The sequence below is a fragment of the Acinetobacter sp. 251-1 genome, assembly GCF_030329305.1.
Classification (GTDB): domain Bacteria; phylum Pseudomonadota; class Gammaproteobacteria; order Pseudomonadales; family Moraxellaceae; genus Acinetobacter; species Acinetobacter piscicola_A.
The window spans coordinates 106,947-129,845 of record NZ_JACANS010000006.1; the positions used below are offsets into that span (position 1 = coordinate 106,947).

18 protein-coding genes and 1 tRNA gene are annotated in these 22,899 nt (G+C 39.4%); 12 read left to right on the forward strand and 7 right to left on the reverse strand.

The window, feature by feature from the left end:
* Positions 1-61 precede the first annotated feature (61 nt).
* Positions 62-1,531: a DNA polymerase III subunit epsilon gene (gene dnaQ / locus HX129_RS06300; protein WP_286433052.1), complete on the reverse strand. Its 1,470-nt coding sequence runs from the start codon at positions 1,529-1,531 to the stop codon at positions 62-64.
* Positions 1,532-1,582: 51 nt separating this feature from the next.
* Positions 1,583-1,816 carry a hypothetical protein gene (locus HX129_RS06305; protein ID WP_286433215.1) on the reverse strand — a complete coding sequence of 78 codons (234 nt, stop codon included), beginning with the start codon at positions 1,814-1,816 and terminating at the stop codon, positions 1,583-1,585.
* Here HX129_RS06305 and HX129_RS06310 point away from each other — a divergent pair.
* The 6 genes from HX129_RS06310 (at position 1,752) to HX129_RS06335 (ending at position 12,012) form a co-directional block, all read left to right on the forward strand.
* A complete protein-coding gene (locus HX129_RS06310) occupies positions 1,752-5,033 on the forward strand; it encodes a lytic transglycosylase (protein ID WP_286436084.1) in 3,282 nt (1,093 codons plus the stop codon). The genes HX129_RS06305 and HX129_RS06310 overlap by 65 nt on opposite strands.
* Before the next feature lie 38 nt (positions 5,034-5,071).
* Positions 5,072-6,916, forward strand: coding sequence for an extracellular solute-binding protein (locus tag HX129_RS06315; protein ID WP_502872671.1), 1,845 nt, complete (start codon positions 5,072-5,074; stop codon positions 6,914-6,916).
* A gap of 57 nt (positions 6,917-6,973) precedes the next feature.
* Complete coding sequence (locus tag HX129_RS06320) at positions 6,974-8,053, forward strand: microcin C ABC transporter permease YejB (protein WP_286433050.1); 1,080 nt, start codon at positions 6,974-6,976, stop codon at positions 8,051-8,053.
* Positions 8,053-9,066 (forward strand): ABC transporter permease, encoded by a 1,014-nt coding sequence (locus HX129_RS06325; RefSeq protein WP_286433049.1) that lies wholly within the window; start codon positions 8,053-8,055, stop codon positions 9,064-9,066. The genes HX129_RS06320 and HX129_RS06325 overlap by 1 nt, the downstream gene beginning before the upstream one ends.
* Positions 9,041-10,639, forward strand: coding sequence for an ABC transporter ATP-binding protein (locus HX129_RS06330; RefSeq protein WP_130072872.1), 1,599 nt, complete (start codon positions 9,041-9,043; stop codon positions 10,637-10,639). Before HX129_RS06325 ends, HX129_RS06330 begins: the two co-directional genes overlap by 26 nt.
* 128 nt (positions 10,640-10,767) lie before the next feature.
* A complete protein-coding gene (locus HX129_RS06335) occupies positions 10,768-12,012 on the forward strand; it encodes an NADH:flavin oxidoreductase/NADH oxidase family protein (RefSeq protein WP_286433048.1) in 1,245 nt (414 codons plus the stop codon).
* Here the strand turns inward: HX129_RS06335 and HX129_RS06340 are convergent.
* Positions 12,009-12,710: a glutathione S-transferase gene (locus HX129_RS06340; RefSeq protein WP_286433047.1), complete on the reverse strand. Its 702-nt coding sequence runs from the start codon at positions 12,708-12,710 to the stop codon at positions 12,009-12,011. The two genes, HX129_RS06335 and HX129_RS06340, sit on opposite strands and share 4 nt — an antisense overlap.
* 85 nt (positions 12,711-12,795) lie before the next feature.
* Between HX129_RS06340 and HX129_RS06345 the strand changes: the two genes are divergently transcribed.
* A complete protein-coding gene (locus HX129_RS06345) occupies positions 12,796-13,398 on the forward strand; it encodes a YiiX family permuted papain-like enzyme (protein WP_286433046.1) in 603 nt (200 codons plus the stop codon).
* 63 nt (positions 13,399-13,461) lie between these two features.
* Here HX129_RS06345 and HX129_RS06350 read toward each other — a convergent pair.
* Both HX129_RS06350 and HX129_RS06355 read right to left on the reverse strand, forming a co-directional pair.
* Positions 13,462-13,537, reverse strand: a tRNA-Glu gene (locus tag HX129_RS06350).
* A 172-nt stretch (positions 13,538-13,709) separates the two neighbouring features.
* Positions 13,710-15,146: an amino acid permease gene (locus HX129_RS06355; RefSeq protein ID WP_286433045.1), complete on the reverse strand. Its 1,437-nt coding sequence runs from the start codon at positions 15,144-15,146 to the stop codon at positions 13,710-13,712.
* Positions 15,147-15,422: 276 nt separating this feature from the next.
* Between HX129_RS06355 and HX129_RS06360 the strand changes: the two genes are divergently transcribed.
* A complete protein-coding gene (locus HX129_RS06360) occupies positions 15,423-15,896 on the forward strand; it encodes a YaiI/YqxD family protein (protein WP_130072867.1) in 474 nt (157 codons plus the stop codon).
* A gap of 12 nt (positions 15,897-15,908) precedes the next feature.
* On the forward strand, positions 15,909-16,823 hold the full coding sequence (locus tag HX129_RS06365) for a DMT family transporter (RefSeq protein ID WP_180044865.1): 915 nt from the start codon (positions 15,909-15,911) through the stop codon (positions 16,821-16,823).
* A gap of 12 nt (positions 16,824-16,835) precedes the next feature.
* Here the strand turns inward: HX129_RS06365 and HX129_RS06370 are convergent, their stop codons facing one another.
* Positions 16,836-17,408 carry a PilZ domain-containing protein gene (locus HX129_RS06370; protein WP_130072865.1) on the reverse strand — a complete coding sequence of 191 codons (573 nt, stop codon included), beginning with the start codon at positions 17,406-17,408 and terminating at the stop codon, positions 16,836-16,838.
* A gap of 23 nt (positions 17,409-17,431) precedes the next feature.
* Between HX129_RS06370 and HX129_RS06375 the strand changes: the two genes are divergently transcribed.
* The 3 genes from HX129_RS06375 (at position 17,432) to HX129_RS06385 (ending at position 21,891) form a co-directional block, all read left to right on the forward strand.
* Entirely contained in the window at positions 17,432-18,667 is a 1,236-nt protein-coding gene (locus HX129_RS06375; RefSeq protein ID WP_130072864.1) for a lipoprotein-releasing ABC transporter permease subunit, read from the forward strand.
* Positions 18,660-19,346 (forward strand): lipoprotein-releasing ABC transporter ATP-binding protein LolD, encoded by a 687-nt coding sequence (gene lolD, locus HX129_RS06380; protein ID WP_130072863.1) that lies wholly within the window; start codon positions 18,660-18,662, stop codon positions 19,344-19,346. The genes HX129_RS06375 and lolD overlap by 8 nt, the downstream gene beginning before the upstream one ends.
* A 118-nt stretch (positions 19,347-19,464) precedes the next feature.
* On the forward strand, positions 19,465-21,891 hold the full coding sequence (locus tag HX129_RS06385; protein ID WP_286433044.1) for a DNA internalization-related competence protein ComEC/Rec2: 2,427 nt from the start codon (positions 19,465-19,467) through the stop codon (positions 21,889-21,891).
* Here HX129_RS06385 and HX129_RS06390 read toward each other — a convergent pair.
* A complete protein-coding gene (locus HX129_RS06390) occupies positions 21,868-22,830 on the reverse strand; it encodes a lysophospholipid acyltransferase family protein (RefSeq protein WP_286433043.1) in 963 nt (320 codons plus the stop codon). The two genes, HX129_RS06385 and HX129_RS06390, sit on opposite strands and share 24 nt — an antisense overlap.
* Between the last annotated feature and the right edge of the window lie 69 nt (positions 22,831-22,899).

A 22,899-nucleotide genomic window follows, 5' to 3' on the forward strand; every position in this document is an offset into this window, starting at 1 on the left:
TAACGAATTGCATGTGATTTACCCAAAAGCAAAATATAAGAAAGATGCGATATTAACTTTATCAACGGGCAAAGAGGCAGGCTGTGCCATTTTTTTCTTGATATTCATCCATCCATGTTTGATGTGCTTCAAGTTCTGCTGCTGAAGCTAGAATGACAGGTGCGTCTAGATCGATTTTTTGACGTACTTGTGCATCATTGGAAAATTCATCGTCATTCGACAAAGCGTCCATATCAAAAGAGACTTGTCCACCCGTCATCGCTAAATAGACGTCAGATAAAATTTCCGCATCCAGTAATGCACCGTGGAAAGTACGATCCCTTTGCGGAATTTCATAACGGCGAACCAAGGCATCTAAGGAGTTTTTTTGTCCTGGATGCTTACTTTTTGCCATGGCTAAAGTATCGGTGACAGTACACACCTCAGACAATGCGACGAAACCACTACGTTTAAACTCCATATCTAAGAAGTTCATATCGAAGCTTGCATTATGTGCAATGATTTCGCTGCCTTTTAGATAGTCAAATAAGACTTGTGCAATGTCATTGTATTTCGGTTTATCTTTTAAAAACTCATCGGTGATGCCGTGAATTGCTTCTGAGTCGCCCACAGGTTTTTCAGGGTTAATATAAATATGAATTGAGCTACCTGTTAGTTTACGATTGATCATTTCAATCGCACCGACCTCGATAATTCGGTCGCTATCTTGAAAATAAAAACCTGTGGTTTCTGTATCCAAGATCAATTGGCGCGGACCCTGTATATCGAGTTTTTTCGGAGTAATGACAATCTGTGGATGTGATGAAGTACTTGGGCTGATAGTTTCATGCACTTGATTTTGCTGTACTAGAGCATTAGAGCCTGTTATTTGAGATGAATCGCTGTCATCGGTTGTATAGTTCACTTCATGCATGACTGATGTCGTCTCTGAGGCATCGGTTATTTCAGTGTTTTCAAATTCATCAGGCATATCTTGATCAGTCAAATCAAAACCAAAGGGGTCGTCTAAAAGCCAATCTGTTTCAACTTTTTTTTTATCTTCAGTCATGGGAGTATTTGCCTGTGTCACTGTTTTTTGAACCGTGGTGATTTGTGGTGTGGTTATGCCTTTGGCCGTATTTGCTGCACCTAAGTTGGCAAGTTGATCTGCCATTTCATTGCCCGCGTGTCCCGCATGTCCTTTGATCCAATTCCATTCAATATCACGATCTTTGCAGGTTGCATCAAGTTCTTTCCAAAGGTCTGGATTTTTCACATCTTTCCAGTTTTTCTTTTTCCAACCTTCAATCCACTCCGTGATGCCGCGTTTGACGTAGTTGGAATCTGTCCAAAGAACCAATTTTGCTTCTTTTGGACAAAAGGCAATCCCTTGAATGGCTGCTGATAGTTCCATACGGTTATTGGTTGTTTCAAGCTCACCCCCACAGAGTTTATGTTCTTCTGTTGCTGTAATGATATATGCACCCCAACCCCCAAGTCCGGGGTTGCCTTTACATGCACCATCTACATAAAGCGTGATTGTTTGAGACATAGTGATAACCAATGAAATTGAATTTAGTGTTGAACATAACGAGCGAAGAATTTATTGTATACGCAAATCGCGCCTTTCAACGGGCAGAACGGCGATTTTTTTAATTTTTTGTAACATTTGTAAGCATTTTGCTTGCAATAAGTGCCTTGTATGAGTCAGATGCTCTACTAAAATGGCATAGATAAAATAATTTACTATATTTTGATGTTCGGAACCCTGTATGTCTAAACCAACCACAATTGCGTGGCAGCCTAATTCTTCTGCTTTATTTAAATTATCATTCATGACATCAGCACTGGCTGCCATTGGGTTAATGACAGGGTGTTCTTCTTCGCAAACTGTGACCAAGACACAAACGAGTAAGCAAACAGGAATGTTAGATGCAAGCAGTTTAGATTCTTTAGAAGATCTACTGTCTGCAACTGATATGCGTGCAGTGGAAGGTGATCGTTTATTGATTTTAAAACATGGTGATGTATGGAAACGTATGTCCGTTGGTTTTAAAATGAATGAAGATCGTTGGGACCCTCGTATTGATGCTCAGCGTAGTTGGTTTGCAGCACGTCAACCGTATATTGACCGTTTGAGTGCGCGTGCATCTCGTTATTTGTATCATACTGTAAAAGAAGCTGAGCGCCGTGGTTTACCTACAGAATTAGCGTTATTACCGATTATTGAAAGTTCTTATGATCCTGCCGCAACCAGTAGTGCAGCGGCAGCGGGAATGTGGCAGTTTATTCCAAGTACAGGGAAAATTTACGGTTTAAGACAAACAAGTGCTTATGATGGTCGTCGTGATGTCGTTGAGTCGACGCGTGCAGCTTATGAATTTTTAGGTAGCTTATATAATCAATTTGGTTCTTGGGAATTGGCACTTGCTGCATATAATGCAGGTCCAGGTCGTATTCAACAAGCAATTAATCGTAATGAAGCAGCGGGTCTACCGACAGATTATTGGTCATTACGTTTGCCGCAAGAAACTATGAACTATGTCCCACGCTTCTTGGCCGTGGCACAAATTGTTAAAAATCCACAAAAATATGGGGTAACTTTACCTCCTATTGCCAACCGTCCGCATTTTAGGGAAGTTTCTGTGCCTGCGGGTGTACAGTTAAATCAAATTGCTGCAACCACAGGTTTAAGTCGTGCAGAATTGTATGCGTTAAATCCAGGGCATCGAGGTGAAATTATAGATCCTTCAAGTCCAATGAAGATTTTAATTCCTGCGGATTTAAACCCGACTATCGATGCGAAATTAAAAAAACTACAGTCTAGTACAGGCGGTTATTGGGCAAATACGGCACCTGCTTATGTTCCTGCACCTACCTATGTCCCTGCAAATACAGGTACACCGATTACGCCTGCAACTACGAATCCACCCGCGTTAATTGCAAGTACAGCACCTGTTCAGTCTGCGAAAGCTGTAACGAGTACAGTGCCAACGACAACACCATCACCTACGACGTTGAAAACAACGCCGCAAGGATCATCGGCCTTGGCTGCATTTGCGGCAGATGCCACTGTACCAAGTGCACCACGTATTCCTGTTGCAATCACTCAAGCAAGCAATGTAAAACCTGTGACTGTTGAACCACCGTTATCGGCACAGGAACGTGAACAGATTGCAGCTGCAGTGAAAGCAGACGATGAAAAGTTAACGGTAAAGCAAGTGGTTGAACCACAAGCAACGCAAGCTGAAAAAGATGAAGTCGTTAAAGAAATCAAAGCCATTGCACCACAAGGGACAGAAATTGTTGACCCTTATGATGGTAAAATTAAGTTAACTGCTATTCAAACAAGTCAATCCGTTGCAGAGCAACAGGGTCGGGAAAACACAGTTGGTTTTGCTTATCCAAAAGGTTTGGCTGAACCTACAGCGATCAGTGCGGATGAAGCAAAACTCAATCAAGACAAAAAGTTTGAAAAAACGGAAAGTGAAGTGGTTGTGGTGCCACCAAAAGGTAAGCGCAGTACCTATACGGTATTGGCGGGCGATACTTTGGCATTGATTGCCATGAAAAATGGGGTAAATTGGCGTGACATTGCCAAATGGAACCAAGTCGATCCAAATGGAACTTTATTTGTTGGTGCAACTTTATATTTATATGACGCTAAACCACAAGATGTTGAAAGCTCAAGTAAAAAAGTGGATAGCATGCCTGCCACATATACAGTTAAACCGAATGACAGTTTAATTGGTGTTGCCAATCAATTTAATTTGTCTGTATCACAATTAGCAAGTTATAACAATTTGACTACCACCAGTAATTTATTTGTGGGTCAAAAGCTGCACCTCAAAGACAATGGTAGCGATAAACTCTCTGCACTCAATAAAACTTTAGTTCGTTCTGATACAAGCAAGCCTGAAGCTAAAATTAAGACAAAGCCTTATGTGGTGAAACGTGGTGAATATCTCAAAGTGATCGCGGATCGTTATGCCTTGTCAGTACAAGAATTGGCAGATTTAACACCAGGCTTGGAAGTGGGGAATTTATATGCAGGGCAAAAAATTAATGTTCCTGTACAAGAGGTTGAACAACGTGTTGACAAAATTGAGTCTAAAATTGTTGATCAGACTAAATTTAAAAATGTGCAAGCGCAAACCCGTTATAAAACTGAAAATTATCGTGTAAAAAGTGGGGATACTTTATCGAGTATCGCTGTACAGTCAAAAATCAGTTTGTCTGAGCTTGCTGAGCTAAATAATTTATCGACTTCCAAAGGTTTATTGGTCGGCCAAACCATTAAAGTGCCTGAAGGAAGTACAGTGCCAGACAGTTATACTGTGCAATCAGGAGATAGCCTGACGAGTGTTGCCAGTAAATATAATATGTCTGTGGGTCAAGTTGCTGATTTAAATGGCATGAGTACCAATGCAGGCTTGTTTGTTGGACAAAAACTAAAATTGTCAGGTGAACCTGTACAAAGCAGAACCAAGTCTGTTGAATCTGAAGACGTGGTCAATAATAGCCGTAGCGCTGAAAAAGATGTTCATATTGTAAAAGCTGGGGAAACACTAGCTTCGGTTGCGCAGAAGTATCATTTACAACTCGCGTTTTTAACAGAGCTGAATGGTTTGGCTAAAAATGCCAAGTTACGTGCAGGACAGCGTTTAAAAATTGATGGGGAATTACCCAGTAAAGGCGCAGTATCTAAAGAAACAGAGAATCTAGCAACGAGCAAAACCACACGTTCAACGCAAAATACAGAAACTTATACGGTGAAATCAGGAGAGTCTTTAAATCTGATTGCAAACCGCTTAGGGATTTCAGCGAATGAGTTGGCTAAGTTAAATAATCTCAATGGTCGTACAGGCTTACAACGTGGTCAAAGCATTCGTATTCCAAAGTTAGTCACAGAGTATAAAGTGAAAAGTGGTGATTCTTTGATTCGTTTGGCAAGCAAATATGGGATTGCGAGTAACGAGCTTGCAGAGCTAAATGATATGAAACCTTCTACACAACTGCGTATTGGGGATGTTATTAAAGTGCCAAACTTGTAAAATTGGGAAAGAACAGTCAGTAAAAGGATAGACTCAATATGCAATTGAGCTTTGCGTATGCAAAACAGTTTGGGATGACATATGCTTTATTGCTAATGGGAAGTCAAGTTTGGGCCGCGGTTCAGACTACGCCGTATATTGCAATTCATACCACCGCTAAGTATGCAAATGCGCAAGCAATGCCTTATGCCAATCCAACTGCACCTAAAGGCGGTTGGATCAGTCAAGCAAGCAATGGTACTTTTGATAATTTGAACGGCTTTAATGGCAAAGGAACGAGTGCTGAAGGGACAAATTTTTTATTTGATACCTTGATGAGTTCATCGCTCGATGAACCGAGTGTGATGTACCCTTTATTGGCTGAAAAAGTTACTTTTGATCCTGAAAAAACCAAATTTGTGATTTTTCATTTAAATCCCAAAGCGAAGTTTAGTAATGGTACGCCTGTCACTGCTGAAGATGTGAAGTTTACTTTTGACAGTATTCAAGCAAAAGCAAATCCTGGTTTTCAGATGTATTTGTCAGATTTAGCCAAAACTGAGGTTTTGTCAAAGTATCAAGTTAAAGTTACGTTTAAATCCGACAATAATTCTGAAATGCCATTGATCTTGTCTAGCATTGCGATTTATTCCAAAGCGGATTGGAAAAATCGTGATTTTGCCAAAATTACCATGCAACCTATCTTAGGTTCAGGTCCTTATCTGATTGATCGTATCGATGCAGGACGCAGTATTTCTTACAAGCGTAATCCATATTATTGGGGCAAAGATTTAGCGGTCAACAAAGGTCGCTATAATTTTGATTTGGTTAAATTTGTCTATTATCGTAGTTTAGATATTGCTTTTGAAGGGTTTAAATCAGGGCAATATACATTTCACGAAGAGAAAATTTCTCGAAAATGGACAACAGAATATAATTTCCCTGCCTTAACTGCGGGAATGGTGACAAAATATATTGCCAAAACTGAAAATCCTGCGCCGACACAAAGCTTTTTATTTAATACCCGTAAAGCACCATTTAATGATATCTATTTTCGGCAGGCGCTTAGTTATGTTTATGATTTTGAGTGGCTCAATAAAGCTTTATTTTATGGGCAATATATTCGTTTAAACAGTTATTTCCAAAATAGTGAATTGGCAGCTACAGGCAAACCGAGTCAGCAAGAGTTACAAATTTTGCAGCCGTACTTAGCGCGTTTACACCCTTTACAACGTCAAGGGGTTTTAGCAGACTGGAAGTATCCTATTTCAGATGCCAGTGGCTTTAACCGCAATAATCTATTAACAGCACGGGCGTTGTTGCTAAAAGCAGGTTATCGTTATCAAAATGCGATGTTGGTCGATGCAAAAGGGCAACCGATTCGGATTGAATTTATGATTCATCAAGAGGGTTTGCAGCGAACATTGATGCCATTTGTACGTAATCTTAAAAAACTTGGTATTCAAGTCTCAGTACGTCAAGTTGATGTGCCGCAGTATATTGAACGTATGCGCCGTTCTGATTTTCAGATGACCACCAATGTCATGCCACAATCCTTAACGCCAGGCAATGAACAAGCACAAATGTGGAGCAGTAAAGCGGCAGATGAGGTGGGCAATTATAATTATGCAGGTATTAAAAATCCTGTGATTGATGAAGCGGTACAACAAGTGATTCGCGCACCAAATCGTGAGCAATTGATTCTACGCACCAAAATTTTAGATCGTTTATTGCGTTCAGGTTATTATCATATTTTGACCTATGGCAATGATAAAAATTGGTACGCCTACTGGAATATGTATAAGCAACCGAAAGTGAAACCCAAATTATCTTTAGGTTTAGACTATTGGTGGTCTGATCCACAACACGCACAAAAAGTCAGTCAATATTTGCGTAAACAATAATTTAGACTGTATTTGAGCAAAAATAAAAGCCATGCGCTTACAAGGAATGTCTAATCAATGGGCACATACATTCTCAAACGACTTCTACTGATTATTCCAACATTGTTTTTTATTTTATTGATTAACTTTGTGGTGATTCAACTCGCACCTGGCGGTCCTGTAGAGCAAGCGATTCAACAGGCTGAAAGCTTTCAAGGTATGGGGCACGCACCTGAGGGAGCAGAAGTGGCATCCGCTTCAAATCATTCGAGTCAGTACCAAGGTGCTCGTGGTTTGAGTGAGGATATGGTGGAGAAAATCAAAGCTCAGTATGGGTTTGATCGACCTGCACCTGAACGTTTTTGGATGATGCTCAAAGGCTATCTGCATTTTGATTTTGGCACGAGCTTTTTCAAAGACAAACCTGTCACACAGTTGTTATGGGAAAAAATGCCAGTGACTGTGTCTTTAGGTTTGTGGAGTACTTTGCTGATTTATTTGGTTTCCATTCCACTTGGGATTAAAAAAGCCAAACAGCACGGTATGCTTTTTGATAAATCAACTTCATTAATCTTAGCCGTGGGCTATGCTGTTCCATCTTTTGTATTTGCAGTTTTGCTCATTGTATTCTTTGCGGGTGGTTCTTATTTTCAATGGTTTCCACTGCAAGGCTTGGTTTCGGATGATTTTCATAGTTTAAGTGTATTGGGAAAAATTAAAGATTATTTTTGGCACATGACTTTGCCTTTGATTGCCATTGTGTTGGGTGGTTTTGCTGGTTTAACCTATTTGACGAAGTATTCGTTTATGGAAGAACTGAATAAACAATATGTAATTGCCGCACGTGCCAAAGGTTTAAATGAAAATCGTGTGCTCTATGGACACGTTTTTCGTAATGCTATGCTTATTGTCATTGCAGGTTTACCTGAAGCTTTGGTCGGTATTTTCTTTGTTGGAAATCTATTTATTGAAATTATTTTTAATTTGGATGGACTGGGTTTACTTGGTTTTGAGGCGATTACCCAACGTGATTATCCTGTGATTTTTGGCACATTATTTCTATTTACCTTATTGGGTTTGGTATTACGTTTGATTAGTGATGTCTTATATCAAATCATTGACCCACGAATTAATTTTGAATCGAGAGGTGCGAAATAATGTCACCGATCATGCAAGCCCGATTGAAAAGATTTAAAAAAAATCGTCTTGGTTTTGGCTGTTTTATTTTATTTATTCTTATTTTTATTTTGTCTTTGGGCGCAGAGTTTATTGCTAATGATAAGCCACTTTTAGTCAAATATGATGCGCAATATTACATGCCCGTATTCAAAAAATATCCTGAAACCACATTTGGTGGGGTATTTGAAACGGAGGCAGATTATCGTGATCCTGCAGTACAGCAGATGATTGATGCTAAAGGTTGGGCGATCTGGCCAATCTTACGGTATTCCTACCAAACGCCCAATCTAGATTTGGCTGTGCCATTACCTTCACCTCCGACTGCACAAAACTGGTTGGGCACAGATGACCAAGGACGTGATGTTGTGGCACGTATTTTATATGGGCTGCGTGTGTCTTTATTGTTTGGTTTGGCACTGACTTTGTTTGCTTCAGTGATTGGAATTATCGTGGGGGCGATTCAGGGCTATTATGGTGGGTGGATTGACTTAATTGGTCAGCGTGTATTAGAGGTGTGGGGTGGTTTGCCGACACTATTTATGATCATGATTTTGGTGAGTTTATTTACCCCTAGCGTGTATTGGTTATTTTTGATCATGTTGGTGTTCGGTTGGCCGGCCTTAGTGGGGTTGGTCCGTGCAGAGTTTTTACGTGCTCGAAATTTAGACTATGTTCGTGCCGCACGGTCTTTGGGTGTGCGTGATCGTACCATTATGTTTCGGCATATTTTACCCAATGCGATGAGTTCAAGTTTGTCTCAATTACCTTTTATGTTGACTGCAAATATTACTGCTTTAACTGCATTGGATTTTCTCGGTTATGGTTTACCGCCTGATGCAGCATCTTTAGGTGAATTGTTGCTACAAGGAAAAAATAATTTAACAGCACCATGGTTGGCATTGTCAGGTTTCTTTACTTTGGCTTTGGTACTTTCTTTATTGATTTATATTGGGGAGGCGACACGGGATGCATTCGATCCAAGACGTCAATAAAGACGTAAAGTTAGTTTTATCGGTACGTCATTTACATATTCAAAATCAGCAACAAGATTTGGTGAAAGATCTGAATTTTGACCTACATGCAGGTGAGACCATTGCCATTGTGGGGGAAAGTGGTTCGGGTAAATCTGTTAGTAGTTTGGCAATCTTGGGTTTACTGCCTGAATATTTAAAAATTACAGGTGAAGCCAATCTTGAAGGGCAAAATTTACTCAGCATGGATCAAGCGCAACTTCGCCAAGTTCGTGGAAAAAAAATTGCCATGATTTTCCAAGAGCCGATGACGGCACTGAATCCTTTGCATCGCGTGGAAAAAATTATTGGTGAGCCTTTATTGCTAAATGGGATGTCGAAGGCAAAAGTACGTCGCCGTGTGATTGATTTACTGACAGATGTGGGGATGCCAGATCCTGAGGAAAAACTCAGTCGTTATCCACATGAGTTGTCAGGTGGGCAACGTCAACGGGTGATGATTGCGGCGGCATTGGCATTAGAACCCGATATTATTATTGCAGATGAGCCCACTACCGCTTTGGATGTGACTTTACAAGCACAAGTCTTAAATCTCTTGCAATTGTTGATTTTAAATCATGATATGTCGATGATTTTGATTAGCCATGATCTAAATTTGGTCAAGCGTTATGCCAATCAAGTCATTGTGATGAATAAAGGCAGAGTTGAAGAAAAAGGTGCTGTTCAAGATATTTTTAACCGTCCTAAAGCAGATTATACCAAGCATTTATTAGACCATGATTTTGGCGCAGCCAATCCTGCACCACCGAATGATCCTGCAAATTTGGTCTTGTCCTTACATCATGTTGGTGTCAAATTCCCTATCAAACAAGGCTTACTGAATCGGGTAAAAGACTATTTTGTGGCAGTTGAACCTTTAGAGTTACGCTTACATGCGTCTGAGGCGATTGGGATCGTGGGGGAGAGTGGTTCAGGTAAAACGTCTTTGGCATTGGCTGTGGCGCGTTTGATTGAAAGTGATGGTTTGATTGTCTTATTTAATCAAGATTTAAATAAGCTCAAAGAGTCAAAATTACGCCCATTACGCGCTGAATTTCAAATGGTTTTTCAAGATCCATTCAGTAGTTTAAATCCACGGATGACCGTCGAGCAGATCATTGGTGAAGGTTTGGCATTAAAGAAATTGAAAGCGTATGAAATTACCAAGCGCATTGATGAAGCGTTGTTAAAAGTTGAATTACCTGTCGCGTTTAAGCAGCGTTATCCACATGAATTGTCGGGTGGGCAACGGCAACGTGTCGCATTGGCACGTGCTTTGGTTTTACGTCCCAAACTGATTATTTTTGATGAACCCACCTCGGCTTTAGACCGTACTACACAGCGAGCTATTGTTAAATTGTTACGTCAGTTGCAAGCAGAGTTTCAAATCAGCTATTTATTTATTAGCCATGATTTACAGGTGGTGAAAGCGTTGTGTCAAAAAGTTTTGGTATTGCGTCATGCACAAGTGATTGAGTTTCAAGACACTGAATCTTTATTTGCCAACCCTAAAACTGACTATACCAAGCAATTGATTTCAGCCAGTCAGTATTAAATAGCGCAGTAGTTAAAGTGGATTTAAGCGGGTTATGCAAATTTGACATGAGATATTGTCAGATTTTGCTTGACCATTTTTTTAAATAATTTAGAGTAAATATTCTAAAAATAATGTCGAGAAGTACCATGAGCCATATTGCACAAGCATTTACCATCCGAAATACCACCTTTAAAAATCGTATTATTAAAGGTGCAATGAGCGAAGCATTGGCAAACCATGCAGGTCAGCCGAATAAATTACATTTAGGTTTATATGATGCATGGGGCAAAGGTGGTCTAGGCTGTGCGATCACAGGTAATGTTATGGTGGATTTTCGTGCCAAAAACGAACCCGGTGTTGTGGTCGTGGAAACAGAGCGTGATCTAGAAAAACTCACAGCATGGGCAAATGTGGGTAAAAAGCATGGCATGGTGCAACTGATCCAGTTGTCACATCCGGGACGTCAATGCCCACGTGGTTTAAATAAAGAAACCGTTGCACCTTCTGCAGTGGCATTTAGCCCAACGTTAGCAGCGACATTTGGTACGCCACGTGCTTTAGAAGAAAATGAAATTTTGGATATTATCCAACGTTTTGCTGAATCTGCACGCATCTGTGAAAAGGCAGGTTTTGAAGGTGTGCAGCTACATGGCGCACATGGTTATTTGATTAGTCAGTTTTTATCGCCACTGACCAATAAGCGTCAGGATCAATGGGGTGGTTCTATTGAAAACCGTTCACGCTTTTTATTGGAAATTTATAAGGCAGTTCGTGCTAAAACCTCAGAAAATTTCATTGTTTCCGTTAAATTAAATTCGGCAGATTTCCAACGTGGCGGCATCACTGAAGAAGAAGTGATTCATGTCTTTAAAGCCATTGATGCGGCAGGTATTGACTTAATTGAAGTGTCAGGTGGAACCTACGAGGCACCTGCGATGGCGGGTGCCAAAGCGGATAAGCGTAAGGCGAGTACCATTGCCCGTGAAGCATATTTTCTCGATTTTGCAGAAAAAATTCGTAAAGAAGTCAAATGTCAACTGATGGTGACGGGTGGTTTCCGTACTGCACAAGGTATGAATGCAGCCTTGGACAGTGGTGCATGTGAATTTATCGGGATTGCTCGTCCTTTGGCGGTAGAACCTGATGTCAGCAACAGTTTGATTGCCGGGCGTGATGTACGCTATGCCGTGGAGCAAATTAAAACGGGTATTCCATTTATTGATAAAATGGCCATTATGGAAATTCTTTGGTATGCAGCGCAGTTTAAGGCGATTGGTGAAGGCAAACAGCCAAATCCTAAATTATCGCCATTAAAAGTCTTCTTGAACTACGCCAAAAATAATGTCAAAGCTGTGATTCAAGGGCGAGTGAATTCACGTAAATCAGCTTAATGGGCTTTATTCCAATATAACTGAAAATGATCGGCAGACCATTGTCCTTTCGCTTTTGCACGTTGAAAGGCGGGTCTGCTTTCTATTTCTTCCAGATAGGCATTGATATGCACGTAGTTTTGAAATGTCTGATCCAACTGTGCACAGGCAAATAAGGGAAACCACACTAAAATATCAGCAGCCGAAAAGTATTCTCCTGCGATCCATGGATTAAGTTGAAGTTGTAGCTCAATCTGCTGCATGTGTTGTTGTAGCGCATTATTTAAATAGCCTTGATCAAAACCATATTTAAATACTTTGGCAATAAAACGAATTGGAAATGGCGTATGTTGCACGATTTGTGCAAAAATTTGTTTGAGTGCCACATTTGGCATAAAAGAAGCATCGGCACAATTTTTCCAATAATAAAAATCCGCAAGTTGCTTATTTTCTGTCATATGATGCGTGGTGAGCTGCGCATACTGTTGGCAAAGAAAATCTACAATGGCTGTGGTCTCTGCCAATACCAAGGCGGATTGCGCAGGCGGAGCATACACCAAAGTTGGAAATTTTTTAAAGGGATGAGGGTGTTTAGGATAGTCTTGTTCTTGTAAATGTTCTGTAAAGGTCACCAGTTCATAGTCAAGATTTAATTCTTCACATAACCAAACGATGCGTTGCGAGCGCGAGTTTTGTAGATGATATAAAGTGATGTGCATTTGCTTGCTACTTTGTAAAATAATGCTTGATGTCAAATTGCGAAACGCAAGGTGATTTTAAAAATAATATGAGTAAATTGAAGTGATGTCTCGATTAATTAATACACTATTTTATCTGATTTTAATGCTCGGTTGCAGTGCAGTATACGCCCTACCATTACAAACAGGTGATGTGATTTTTCAGACTTCTAAGTCAGCACAGAGTCAGGTGATTCAATTGGCAACGCATTCACCTTATAGTCATATGGGAATGTTGGTGAATAAAAATGGTCGATTATGGGTGTTGGAAGCAATCCAACCTGTTCAATATACGCCATTTGAGGCGTGGATACGGCGTGGTGTAGATCAAAAATATGTCGTAAAGCGTTTGATTCAAGGTTTAAACTCAAAACAACAAAATGCTTTAATCAAAAATGCAGAACAGTATTTAAATAAACCTTATGATATTTATTTTGAATGGGATGATCGTGCGATTTACTGTTCTGAAATTGTGTGGAAAGCATATAAAAATGCTTTAGCAATAGAATTAACGCCTTTACAACAATTAAAGAATTTTGATTTAACTAACAGTAAAGTTAAAGCTTTAATGAAGCAACGCTATGGTGAGCATATTCCATTGCAAGAAAAAGTCATTAGCCCTAAAGCGTTGTTTGATTCTCGATATTTAAAAACAGTTTATAGTCAATAGGCATAAAAAAACCTGAGTCATGATGCTCAGGTTTTTTATAAGAATGTAAGACATTCTAGAATTTGGCGACCCTACGGGGATTCGAACCCCGGTTACCGCCGTGAAAGGGCGATGTCCTAGGCCTCTAGACGATAGGGTCGTTGTGAGGTGTCGCTATAATAGGGATAACCCTAGTGCTTGTCAAAGGGTGTAATGGAAAAATATATTTAAATGATTATTTAATCGACATTTAATAAGAAGCATGTTTAATTTTGAATCATAAACAAGAAAAAGGTGAATATTGCAGAGAATATTCACCTAAAAATTGAGTGTTATGATACTTTCTTATTGTGATACAGCCAATAATAACTGGCATAACATGCAGCCATAAACAGTAAACAACCAATGAAGCCCGATAACATTTCAGGGTCAGCAGCCATACTTAAACCGGTGATGGTACAGGTGATAAAACCTAAAATGGGCACAAGTGGATACCACGGTGTTCTAAATTTTAATTCAGCCAAGGTACGCCCCTGTTTTAGCCAATTTCTACGGAAATTAAACTGACTCCAACAGATACTCATCCATACGATGACCATGGTAAAAGCAGCAACACCCAATAAATTTTTGAAAATAAAATCAGCACCAAACTGTTCGGAAAGTAAGCCAGGTAAACCACCGATCATGGTCACCAAAATTGCAATAACAGGTGTACCAGACTTGGTCAGTTTAGAGAATATTTTCGGTAATTGTTTTTGTACTGACAATGCCCACATCATACGAGAGGCAGCATATAAACCTGAGTTGGCAGTTGAAAGCAAGGCAGTGATAATCACAAAACGCATGATATCTTCAGCGTACGGGATCCCAATATGATTAAAGACAGTTACAAAGGGGCTGCTACTTAAACCATCACCATGTCCAGCATTTAAACCTGCATCTTGATAAGGCAATAATGAGCTGATGACAATAATGGTACCAACGAAGAAAATCATCAAACGCCATACAGCAGCATGAATGGCTTTCGGTACATTTTTCTCAGGATTTTCAGTTTCGCCTGCGGCAATCCCGATCATTTCAGTGCCATTGAAGGCAAAATTTACAATCAGCATTGTGGCAAAAATGGGAAATAAACCGTTTGGTAGCCAACCATGTTCAGTCAAATTACTGAATAATGGCGCTGACTCATAACCTGCAAAAGAAATAAACCCAAAGATTGCAGCTAAGCCGACCAAAATGAAAATCGCAACAGTGGCGACTTTAATAAATGACAACCAAAATTCCGATTCGGCAAAAAATCGTGTTGAGTATAAGTTTGAAAATAGAACGCCAAAAATAAAAATGAGTGTCCAAATCCAAATCGAGATGCTTGGAAACCATTCTTGCATGAGTAGCGCAGCAGCGGTGAATTCGGTACCGAGTGTTGCTGACCAACCGAGCCAATACATCCAAGACACCATATAACCCGTACCAGGACCAATATTATTGGCAGCAAAAGCACCAAATGAACCTGTAACAGGCTGGTTAACGGCTAATTCTCCTAAACATAACATGACCATGTAGGCAATCAGGCCACCAATGATGTACGAAATAACAGCACCAAGCGGGCCTGCTTGTTGAATCACAGAACCAGAACTTAAAAATAGACCTGTACCAATCGCACCGCCGAGTGACAACATAATGAGGTGACGGCGAGACATGGCTCTTTTTAAAGAAATCGGTTGTCCTTCAGCATGCGGTTGCTGAGGATCAGAGGCAGGAGATGACATAATGAATGTAACATTAGATTTTTAAAAATGTATTTTAGGATAAAATGTGAAAATTCACAAAACATGAACATGTAAATCACCTGAGAAATTAGTCTAAGTGTCTTTTTATGTATAGAAAATAAGGTTTTTTCCTAGTGAGAAATAATTTTATTTTCACAATATGAGAATATTGTGTAATGTATGCTTGGAAATAAATCTGAAAAAAGCCCATTGTCATCATAATTCTCTAGCAAAGTTTTGCTACAATCCATGTAATGCTATTCAGAGAGATGTTTTGTGCTGCCATTTAAACTTTGGGTCGATGCCGATGCCTTACCAAAAATATTGCGTGAAGTGATCATTCGTGCTTCGGATCGTTATCAACTTGAAGTCACTTTTGTTGCTAACCAACCTGTTGGAATTACACCTTCTGTACGCATCAACTCGATTCAAGCACTCAGTGGTGCTGACCAAGCTGACCAAGAAATCGTGGAACGTATGCAAGCGAATGATATTGTCATTACCCAAGATATTCCACTTGCGGCACAAGTGATTGAAAAGGGAGGAATCGCAATTCATCCACGTGGTGAGGTCTATACCGATGCAAATGTCAAAGCACGCCTACATTTACGTGATTTTATGGATACTTTACGTGGAGCAGGGGTACAAACAGGTGGACCACCCCCTATTTCTGAACGCGATAAGCGTGAATTTTCAAGTAGTTTAGATCAAACCATTTTAAAGCAAAAACGTAAAACCGCAGCGCAATAGCAGGACAGTTCGATGCCATCGAAAAACAATATCATGATGACCTATATTTTGTTGGTCTTCATTTGGGCGAGTACACCTTTAGCAATTGTGTGGAGTGTGCAAGACATTCACCTGATGTGGGCTTTAGTGATCCGCTTTTTGATTGCTTTGCCGATCGCCGTTTTGTTGTTGCTGGTTTTAAAAATCAAATTTCCTGTAAACAAAATTGCCTTACATAGTTATTTTGCAGGGTCATTTAGTTTAATCGGTTCACAAATTTTTACCTATGCGGCAACCAGTTATTTAAGCTCAGGCATTATTGCTTTGATGTTTGGTTTAGCCCCCATTATGGCGGGTTTGATCGGACGTTTTGGTTTTCAACAAAAATTACAGACATTGCAATGGATAGGTATGTGTGTTTCGGTCTGTGGTTTAGCCATTATTTGTACCAGTGGTGGAGCAGAGCAGCGTGTGCACCCGATCGGTATTGCTTTGATGTTAATGAGTGTTTTTACTTATGCATTGTCGATCTTTTGGGTCAAAAAAGTGAATGCAACGGTTGAGCCGATGGCACAAGCAACAGGTTCAATTTTAATCTCTACGCTTATGGCACTCTGTATTGTACCGTTTATTTGGCAATATGCACCTGACCACATTCCTGAGGCAAAATCTTTATTTGCATTATTGTATACAGTGATTATGGCATCTTTGATTGCCATGTTTTGTTATTTTAAATTGGTACAAAATATCAAAGCTACTACATTGTCATTAACGACCGTGATGACCCCAATGCTAGCAATGTTATTTGGCGCACTTTTGAATAATGAAAGTTTATCCTTCATGATATTTGTCGGTGCAAGTGTATTGTTATTTGGTCTGTTCTTGTACTTTTTCAAAGATTTAAAAGCAAGTCGTGAGCTTGCTCATAAAATTAAATCTTCATCATAAATATGTATATTTTTATGCAGACATACATGATTTAACACATTCTGCGAGTTTGACTCTATCTTGGGGGTGCAATGTCACGAAATATGCACCAATTCGATAATCCTCTTGCTCGTCAGAAATACGCTCTGAGTAAGCAATTTGTGCCGTTGCTGCAATATGAAAGAAGTTTTCAGCATGGCTTAAAGTTACATGAATATACGTGCCTTCATTGATATTTTGTTTGCTAAAAAAGCTAAAACCACTCTCTGAAAAATTCACATTTTGTGGTGTTGGTAACATGGTTTGTACAATTGAATCATACAGAGAGCCTGTAATGAGGTTTAATTTTTGGTTGAATAAGGATAAGATTCGAGCAATTTGTTGATCTTTTTCATTTAATTGGTCTAATTCGTATTGAAGTGCATGATCAAATTGATCTAATTCTGCAAGTAGTAGAAAATAGCGCGGCAATACAAAATTTGGATCGTATGGATCGTTAAGAGCGACATCGTCAGAAATGATCTGATAATTGATTCTTAAGGCAGCATCGATTCGAGACATCACGCGACGCTCGTTGGCTTCAGTTTGATGCTGTAACGTTTCCATAAAACACCTCGGACTTTGATGGTATGTTTAAACCAATCTCGCTGTATATAGGGTTGAGATATACTCGCGCACGGCGTAGTAATCACTTTATTTCTTTTATCGCCTTGGTGTCTATGATCGGTCTAACCCTTGGCGTTGCGGTTCTTATTACAGTTTTATCTGTGATGAACGGCTTTGACCGTGAACTGAAAAATCGTGTTTTAGGCATGGTGCCGCAAGCCACTGTTTCATCCACGCAGATTTTAACAGACTGGCCCACACTTGCAAAGAAAATTGAGAAACATGAACATGTTACTGGGGTAGCACCTTTTACTCAATTGCAAGGGATGTTAACGGCACAAGGGCGTGTCGCAGGGATCATGGTCAGTGGGATCGAACCCAAGTATGAAAAGAATGTATCAATTATTCAAAATCATATGGTTGAGGGGAGTATTGATCAGCTGAAAAAAGGTGAATTTGGCATCGTACTGGGTAAACAAATGACGGATGCTCTCGGTTTGAGCTTGAATGACAGCATCACCTTAGTTCTTCCTGAAGCGACACCTTCACCTGCGGGCGTAGTACCACGTTTTAAACGTTTTAAAATTGTGGGGATTTTTAGTATTGGGGCAGAAGTAGATTCAAGTCTGGGTTATATTGCTTTGAATGATGCATCTACGTTGCTACGTCTACCTGATGGCGCACAAGGTGTGCGGATGAAGTTGGATAATATTTTCCTTGCACCACAAGTTGCCAATGAAATTGTTCAAGATTTACCTTCAGGTTTTTATGCATCTGACTGGACCTATACACATGGTAATTTATTTAGTGCCATTCAAATGGAAAAAGCCATGGTCAGTCTATTGTTGTTCCTGATCGTTTTGGTGGCTGCATTTAATATTGTGTCATCTTTGGTTATGGTCGTGACAGATAAAAAATCTGATATTGCCATTTTACGTACGCTTGGTGCATCACCTGCAACCATTACCAAAATTTTTATGGTGCAAGGTACGGTCATCGGTGTAGTTGGAACCTTGGCGGGAGCTGTGTTAGGTGTAATCTCTGCACTTGGAATCAGTAATCTAATCGATTGGATGAATAATTTGTTTGGTTGGCATTTATTTGATGCTTATTTTATTAATTATTTACCTTCATATTTACGTTGGCAAGATGTGTTGCTGATTGTCTGTGTGTCACTTGCCCTCAGTTTTCTTGCGACGATTTATCCTGCATTACGTGCTGCAAAAATTCAACCTGCGGAGGCACTTCGTTATGAATAGTAATGTGGTGCTTGAAGCCAAAGACATTTCAAAATCTTTTACCGATGGTAAGTCAACCGTCGATGTGATCAAAGCCTTGTCTTTGCAAGTTCATCAAGGTGAGTTTGTTTCTATTGTTGGTTCAAGTGGTTCGGGTAAAAGTACCTTGCTGCATATTTTGGGTGGCTTAGATCGTCCATCACAAGGTATTGTAAATTTAAATGGACAACGCTTTGATAACTTAGGTGAGGCAGAACGTGGTTTCTTGCGTAATCAACACCTCGGTTTTGTCTACCAGTTTCACCATTTATTGCCTGAATTTTCAGCATTGGAAAATGTCGCAATGCCATTGATGTTGCGTAAAGATGCTGAGTTTAAAAAAGTCAAAGAACGTGCAGAGTACTTGCTCAATCGTGTGGGTTTATCACATCGTCTGACGCATAAGCCTGGTGAGTTATCGGGTGGTGAACGGCAACGTGTGGCATTGGCACGTGCTTTAGTCACACAGCCAAAATTAATGCTTGCTGATGAACCGACAGGTAACTTAGACCGTAAAACTGCAGTCACGATTTTTGAATTATTACGTGATTTACGGCATGAGTTTAATATGGCAATGTTAATCGTAACGCATGATGAGCAATTGGCAAAATCTGCGGATAAAGTGCTACACATGCAAGATGGTGTGTGGATCACTGAATAACCTACGTTATTTTTAAATACCGATTTAAAATAACGCGATAAATCCGATCAAAAACCTTGTTAAAGCTCATGAAAATGGGCTTTAATTCATTGAAAACATCAACAAAAAAATAATAAGTATGTGGTATGTCTACTCACTCTGTTTAGGTTGGATCATTGGCATCAGTTGTATGGGCAATGTCATTCCAAATCATTTAAATATCATCTTATTTTTTAATTTTATTTTTATTGTTTTCGTGGCTATTTCTTCTATTTTAAAATGGAAATTAGTACGTTCTAACATTATTAAAATTATCCTACATTTAAGCTTAGGGCTGAGTATGTTTATTGGCGCTTGGTTTTATGCAGATCATGCTTTGCAACAACGTTTGCAATTGCGAGTTCAGCAGATCTTAAATGTTTCGGCATTGGTCTATGTTGATAAAATCAGTCAAGTTTCAATAGATACAGACCAAGTACGTACTAAATATACGGTATGGTTACTTAATCATGCTGCACAACCGATTAAAATCAGTGTTGATTTAAAACAAGGGCAAAGCCCATTAGCATTAGGTCACTATTACCAAATTTCAGGAAAATTAAAGCCAGCACATAGTTATGCGGTTGCGGGTGTATTTGATAAAGAGCGTTGGTTTTTACAAGAAAATATGATGGGGAGTTTAAATGCTCAATTTATTCAACCGATCGATACACTCCAAGTTTCTGCATTAGGTTATGCAAAATTTGTGCAGCAGCATGATTCGTGGTGGTCGAAGTTTAAATTAGGCATTGAAATGCAGCGTTTAGCATTTCGAAAGCGCATTGAAAATAGTAGTTTGCAACAAAAAGGCTTACTTTTGGCATTGTTGACGGGGGATGAAAGTTTACTTTCGAGTGATACACAGCATTTATTTCAACGCTTAGGAATTTCACATTTATTGGCGATTTCAGGCCCTCATGTGTTGATTTTTGCCATTTTATTTTGTTCAATTTTTCAAAGGGCTATTCAAAAGTTTCGTCCAGAATTTTATTTAAAATGTCCGAAGCCTTATTTATTGATGATTCCCTTTTTGGCATGTGTAGCCTTGTATAGCGCATTTGTCGGTTTTGAAATTCCTGCTTTGCGTACGTTGCTCACCGTTACATTATGCAGTGTTCTGATTTGGCTGAGGCAGTCTTTGTCTGCGCTCAAAATTTTATTGCTCAGTGCGAGTATTTTATTATGGGTGGACCCTTTTAGTATTTTATCAGCGGCATTTTGGCTGTCTTATGGGGCGTGTTTTATTTTAATTCGTGTTTATCAAACGCTGCAACAACAACCGTCGCAATATCAAACACTTTTTCAAAAAACAATTTTTTATCTTAAAGTTTTAGTGGAGTCACAGTGGAAAGTATTTATTGCACTGTTCCCTTTAATGATTTTTATTTTTCAAAAAGTGGCTTGGGTTGCACCACTCAGTAATTTATTTGCGATTCCTTTGATCGGAGCGGTGGTAGTGCCCCTCGAAGTGATTGGGGCATGTTTGAGTTTGCTTTTTACCCCTTTAGGAAGCATATTTTTTGCTGTGGCAGATTGGGTTTTATCCGTTTTATTACATATTTTAAATGTTTTAGATCAAATTTTTTCTCAAAACTTACAGTGGTTTGCTTTTACACCATGGATGACCCTATGTTTGGCATTGGCGATTTTTATTCTATTTTTACCCCGCGGTGTCATGTCTAAAGCTTGGGTGGGGATCTGCTGTATTCCTTTGATTTGTCCACAACAAAAACAATCTGACTTTACATTAACGGTGCTAGATGTTGCACAAGGGCAAGCCATTTTCCTCAATTTACCCACACATAAAATGATGATTGATACAGGGGGATCATTTGATGAAACAAAATTTAGTATTGGTCGACAAGTGGTCATCCCTTATTTAAAGCAACAAGGTGTTCATCAGCTTGATCAAGTGATTTTATCACATTTAGATCAAGACCATAGTGGGGCACTTCCTGCGATTGCAGAGGAAATAAAAGTAAAACAGATTTGGTCAAATGAAAATGATGGAAGATTTGCCAAGGAAAATTTTCAGTATTGTCATGCAGGGCAAGTTTGGCAATATGCGCAAGTGAAAATACAGGTTTTAGCACCACCTGAAAATAGCCTAAGCAATGTGGCTTCTCAACAAAACGAGCGCTCATGTATTGTGTATATTCAAGTACAAAATGCTCAAAATAATCAAAATTTTTTAATTATGGGAGATGCAGGTTGGGAAGCAGAGTTTGATTTGCTACAACATTATCCAAACTTAAAAGTAGATGTGCTCGTTTTAGGACATCATGGCAGTCAACATAGTTCAGCGTATGCATTTTTAGATAAGCTTAAACCTAAAGTCGCAGTCATTTCAGCAGGTTTTGACAACCGTTATGGACATCCACATTCGATTGTTTTGGCTCGACTAAAAGCCCTGAATATTCCTATGGTGAGTACGATTGAACAGGGTAGTATTCAGTTTCAACTCGATGCACAGAAAAATATGCAGATGAGCAATTATCGTAGCTCAAAGATGTGGCTCGTCCGCTAGGCTGTGACTTTTCGTTTTAATTGCATTAATTCGTGCAATCGCCTGTTCAGTCGATACGGTATATAAATCTCTAAGCTCAGGATTGGCTTTAAAACGTTTATAACTCCAATGATAATGCTCAGGAAAACGTTCAATCAAATGTTCAAGTGCTTGATGAATAATGCGTGTGCCGTCATTGGCTGTTCCTTGATAAATCTGCTCATCCATGGGTTCAATAAACATATCAAAATCATCAGATTCATTGCGAATGGCATATAGAAGTAAAGATTTTGCTTTGGTTTTCTGAATCAATTTGGCACTAAGATTACTTGAAGCTAAAGGAACACCAAAATAATCAATCAGTTCACCACCGGCATTGGGGGTGTGGTCAGGTAAAATGACGGTTGTCCCCCCTTGTTTTAGGGCTTTGAAAATTTGGCGTACGCCAGATTCATCTGTGGGGACTAAATTGGCTTGATCACGACTACGGGCATCACGGACAAACTCATCAGCATCAGGGTTTTTAATCGGTTTATACATAATCGTCATTTGCGTATGCTGTGCAAACCATGGATTCATGATTTCCCATGTACCAAAATGCGGTACAATCAACACCAAACCTTTACCTTCAGCAAGGGCTTCATGCACGAAGTGTTCACCATGAATTTGACGAATTCTAGAAATATTTTTTTCAGTTGAGCTGCCCCAAATACTAAAAAATTCCATATAAGACTGTAATTCATTACGAATAGCAGTGCGTGTAATGTGTTCCCGTTGTTGCTTATTCAGATGGGGTAAACAGATTTCGATATTCAGGCGTATCGTTTTTGATGTTTTAGACACATGTAATAAATTGACAATCCCTGCCAATATACGTGCATAAAATCTAGAAAAAAGAATAGGTTGACGACCAAAAAAATGGAGTAGTCGAGTGGTTGTGGATTTTTGCTTTTCAGTCATCGTTTATCTATATTTAAAACTGAGCCAAAGTGCTAGTGAATTGTAAATTATTATAAGTGAATTATGTTG

Bases quoted from the DNA above. Each gene is read 5' to 3' on its own strand.
- HX129_RS06370 (WP_130072865.1), bottom strand. From the start codon at position 17,408: ATGGAAACGTTACAGCATCAAACTGAAGCCAACGAGCGTCGCGTGATG.
- HX129_RS06315 (WP_502872671.1), top strand. From the start codon at position 5,072: ATGCAATTGAGCTTTGCGTATGCAAAACAGTTTGGGATGACATATGCT.
- HX129_RS06375 (WP_130072864.1), top strand. From the start codon at position 17,432: ATGTTTAAACCAATCTCGCTGTATATAGGGTTGAGATATACTCGCGCA.
- HX129_RS06335 (WP_286433048.1), top strand. From the start codon at position 10,768: ATGAGCCATATTGCACAAGCATTTACCATCCGAAATACCACCTTTAAA.
- HX129_RS06365 (WP_180044865.1), top strand. From the start codon at position 15,909: ATGCCATCGAAAAACAATATCATGATGACCTATATTTTGTTGGTCTTC.
- HX129_RS06340 (WP_286433047.1), bottom strand. From the start codon at position 12,710: ATGCACATCACTTTATATCATCTACAAAACTCGCGCTCGCAACGCATC.
- HX129_RS06385 (WP_286433044.1), top strand. From the start codon at position 19,465: ATGTGGTATGTCTACTCACTCTGTTTAGGTTGGATCATTGGCATCAGT.
- HX129_RS06330 (WP_130072872.1), top strand. From the start codon at position 9,041: ATGCATTCGATCCAAGACGTCAATAAAGACGTAAAGTTAGTTTTATCG.
- lolD (WP_130072863.1), top strand. From the start codon at position 18,660: ATGAATAGTAATGTGGTGCTTGAAGCCAAAGACATTTCAAAATCTTTT.
- HX129_RS06325 (WP_286433049.1), top strand. From the start codon at position 8,053: ATGTCACCGATCATGCAAGCCCGATTGAAAAGATTTAAAAAAAATCGT.
- HX129_RS06345 (WP_286433046.1), top strand. From the start codon at position 12,796: ATGTCTCGATTAATTAATACACTATTTTATCTGATTTTAATGCTCGGT.
- HX129_RS06355 (WP_286433045.1), bottom strand. From the start codon at position 15,146: ATGTCATCTCCTGCCTCTGATCCTCAGCAACCGCATGCTGAAGGACAA.
- HX129_RS06390 (WP_286433043.1), bottom strand. From the start codon at position 22,830: ATGACTGAAAAGCAAAAATCCACAACCACTCGACTACTCCATTTTTTT.
- HX129_RS06310 (WP_286436084.1), top strand. From the start codon at position 1,752: ATGTCTAAACCAACCACAATTGCGTGGCAGCCTAATTCTTCTGCTTTA.
- dnaQ (WP_286433052.1), bottom strand. From the start codon at position 1,531: ATGTCTCAAACAATCACGCTTTATGTAGATGGTGCATGTAAAGGCAAC.
- HX129_RS06305 (WP_286433215.1), bottom strand. From the start codon at position 1,816: ATGAATGATAATTTAAATAAAGCAGAAGAATTAGGCTGCCACGCAATT.
- HX129_RS06320 (WP_286433050.1), top strand. From the start codon at position 6,974: ATGGGCACATACATTCTCAAACGACTTCTACTGATTATTCCAACATTG.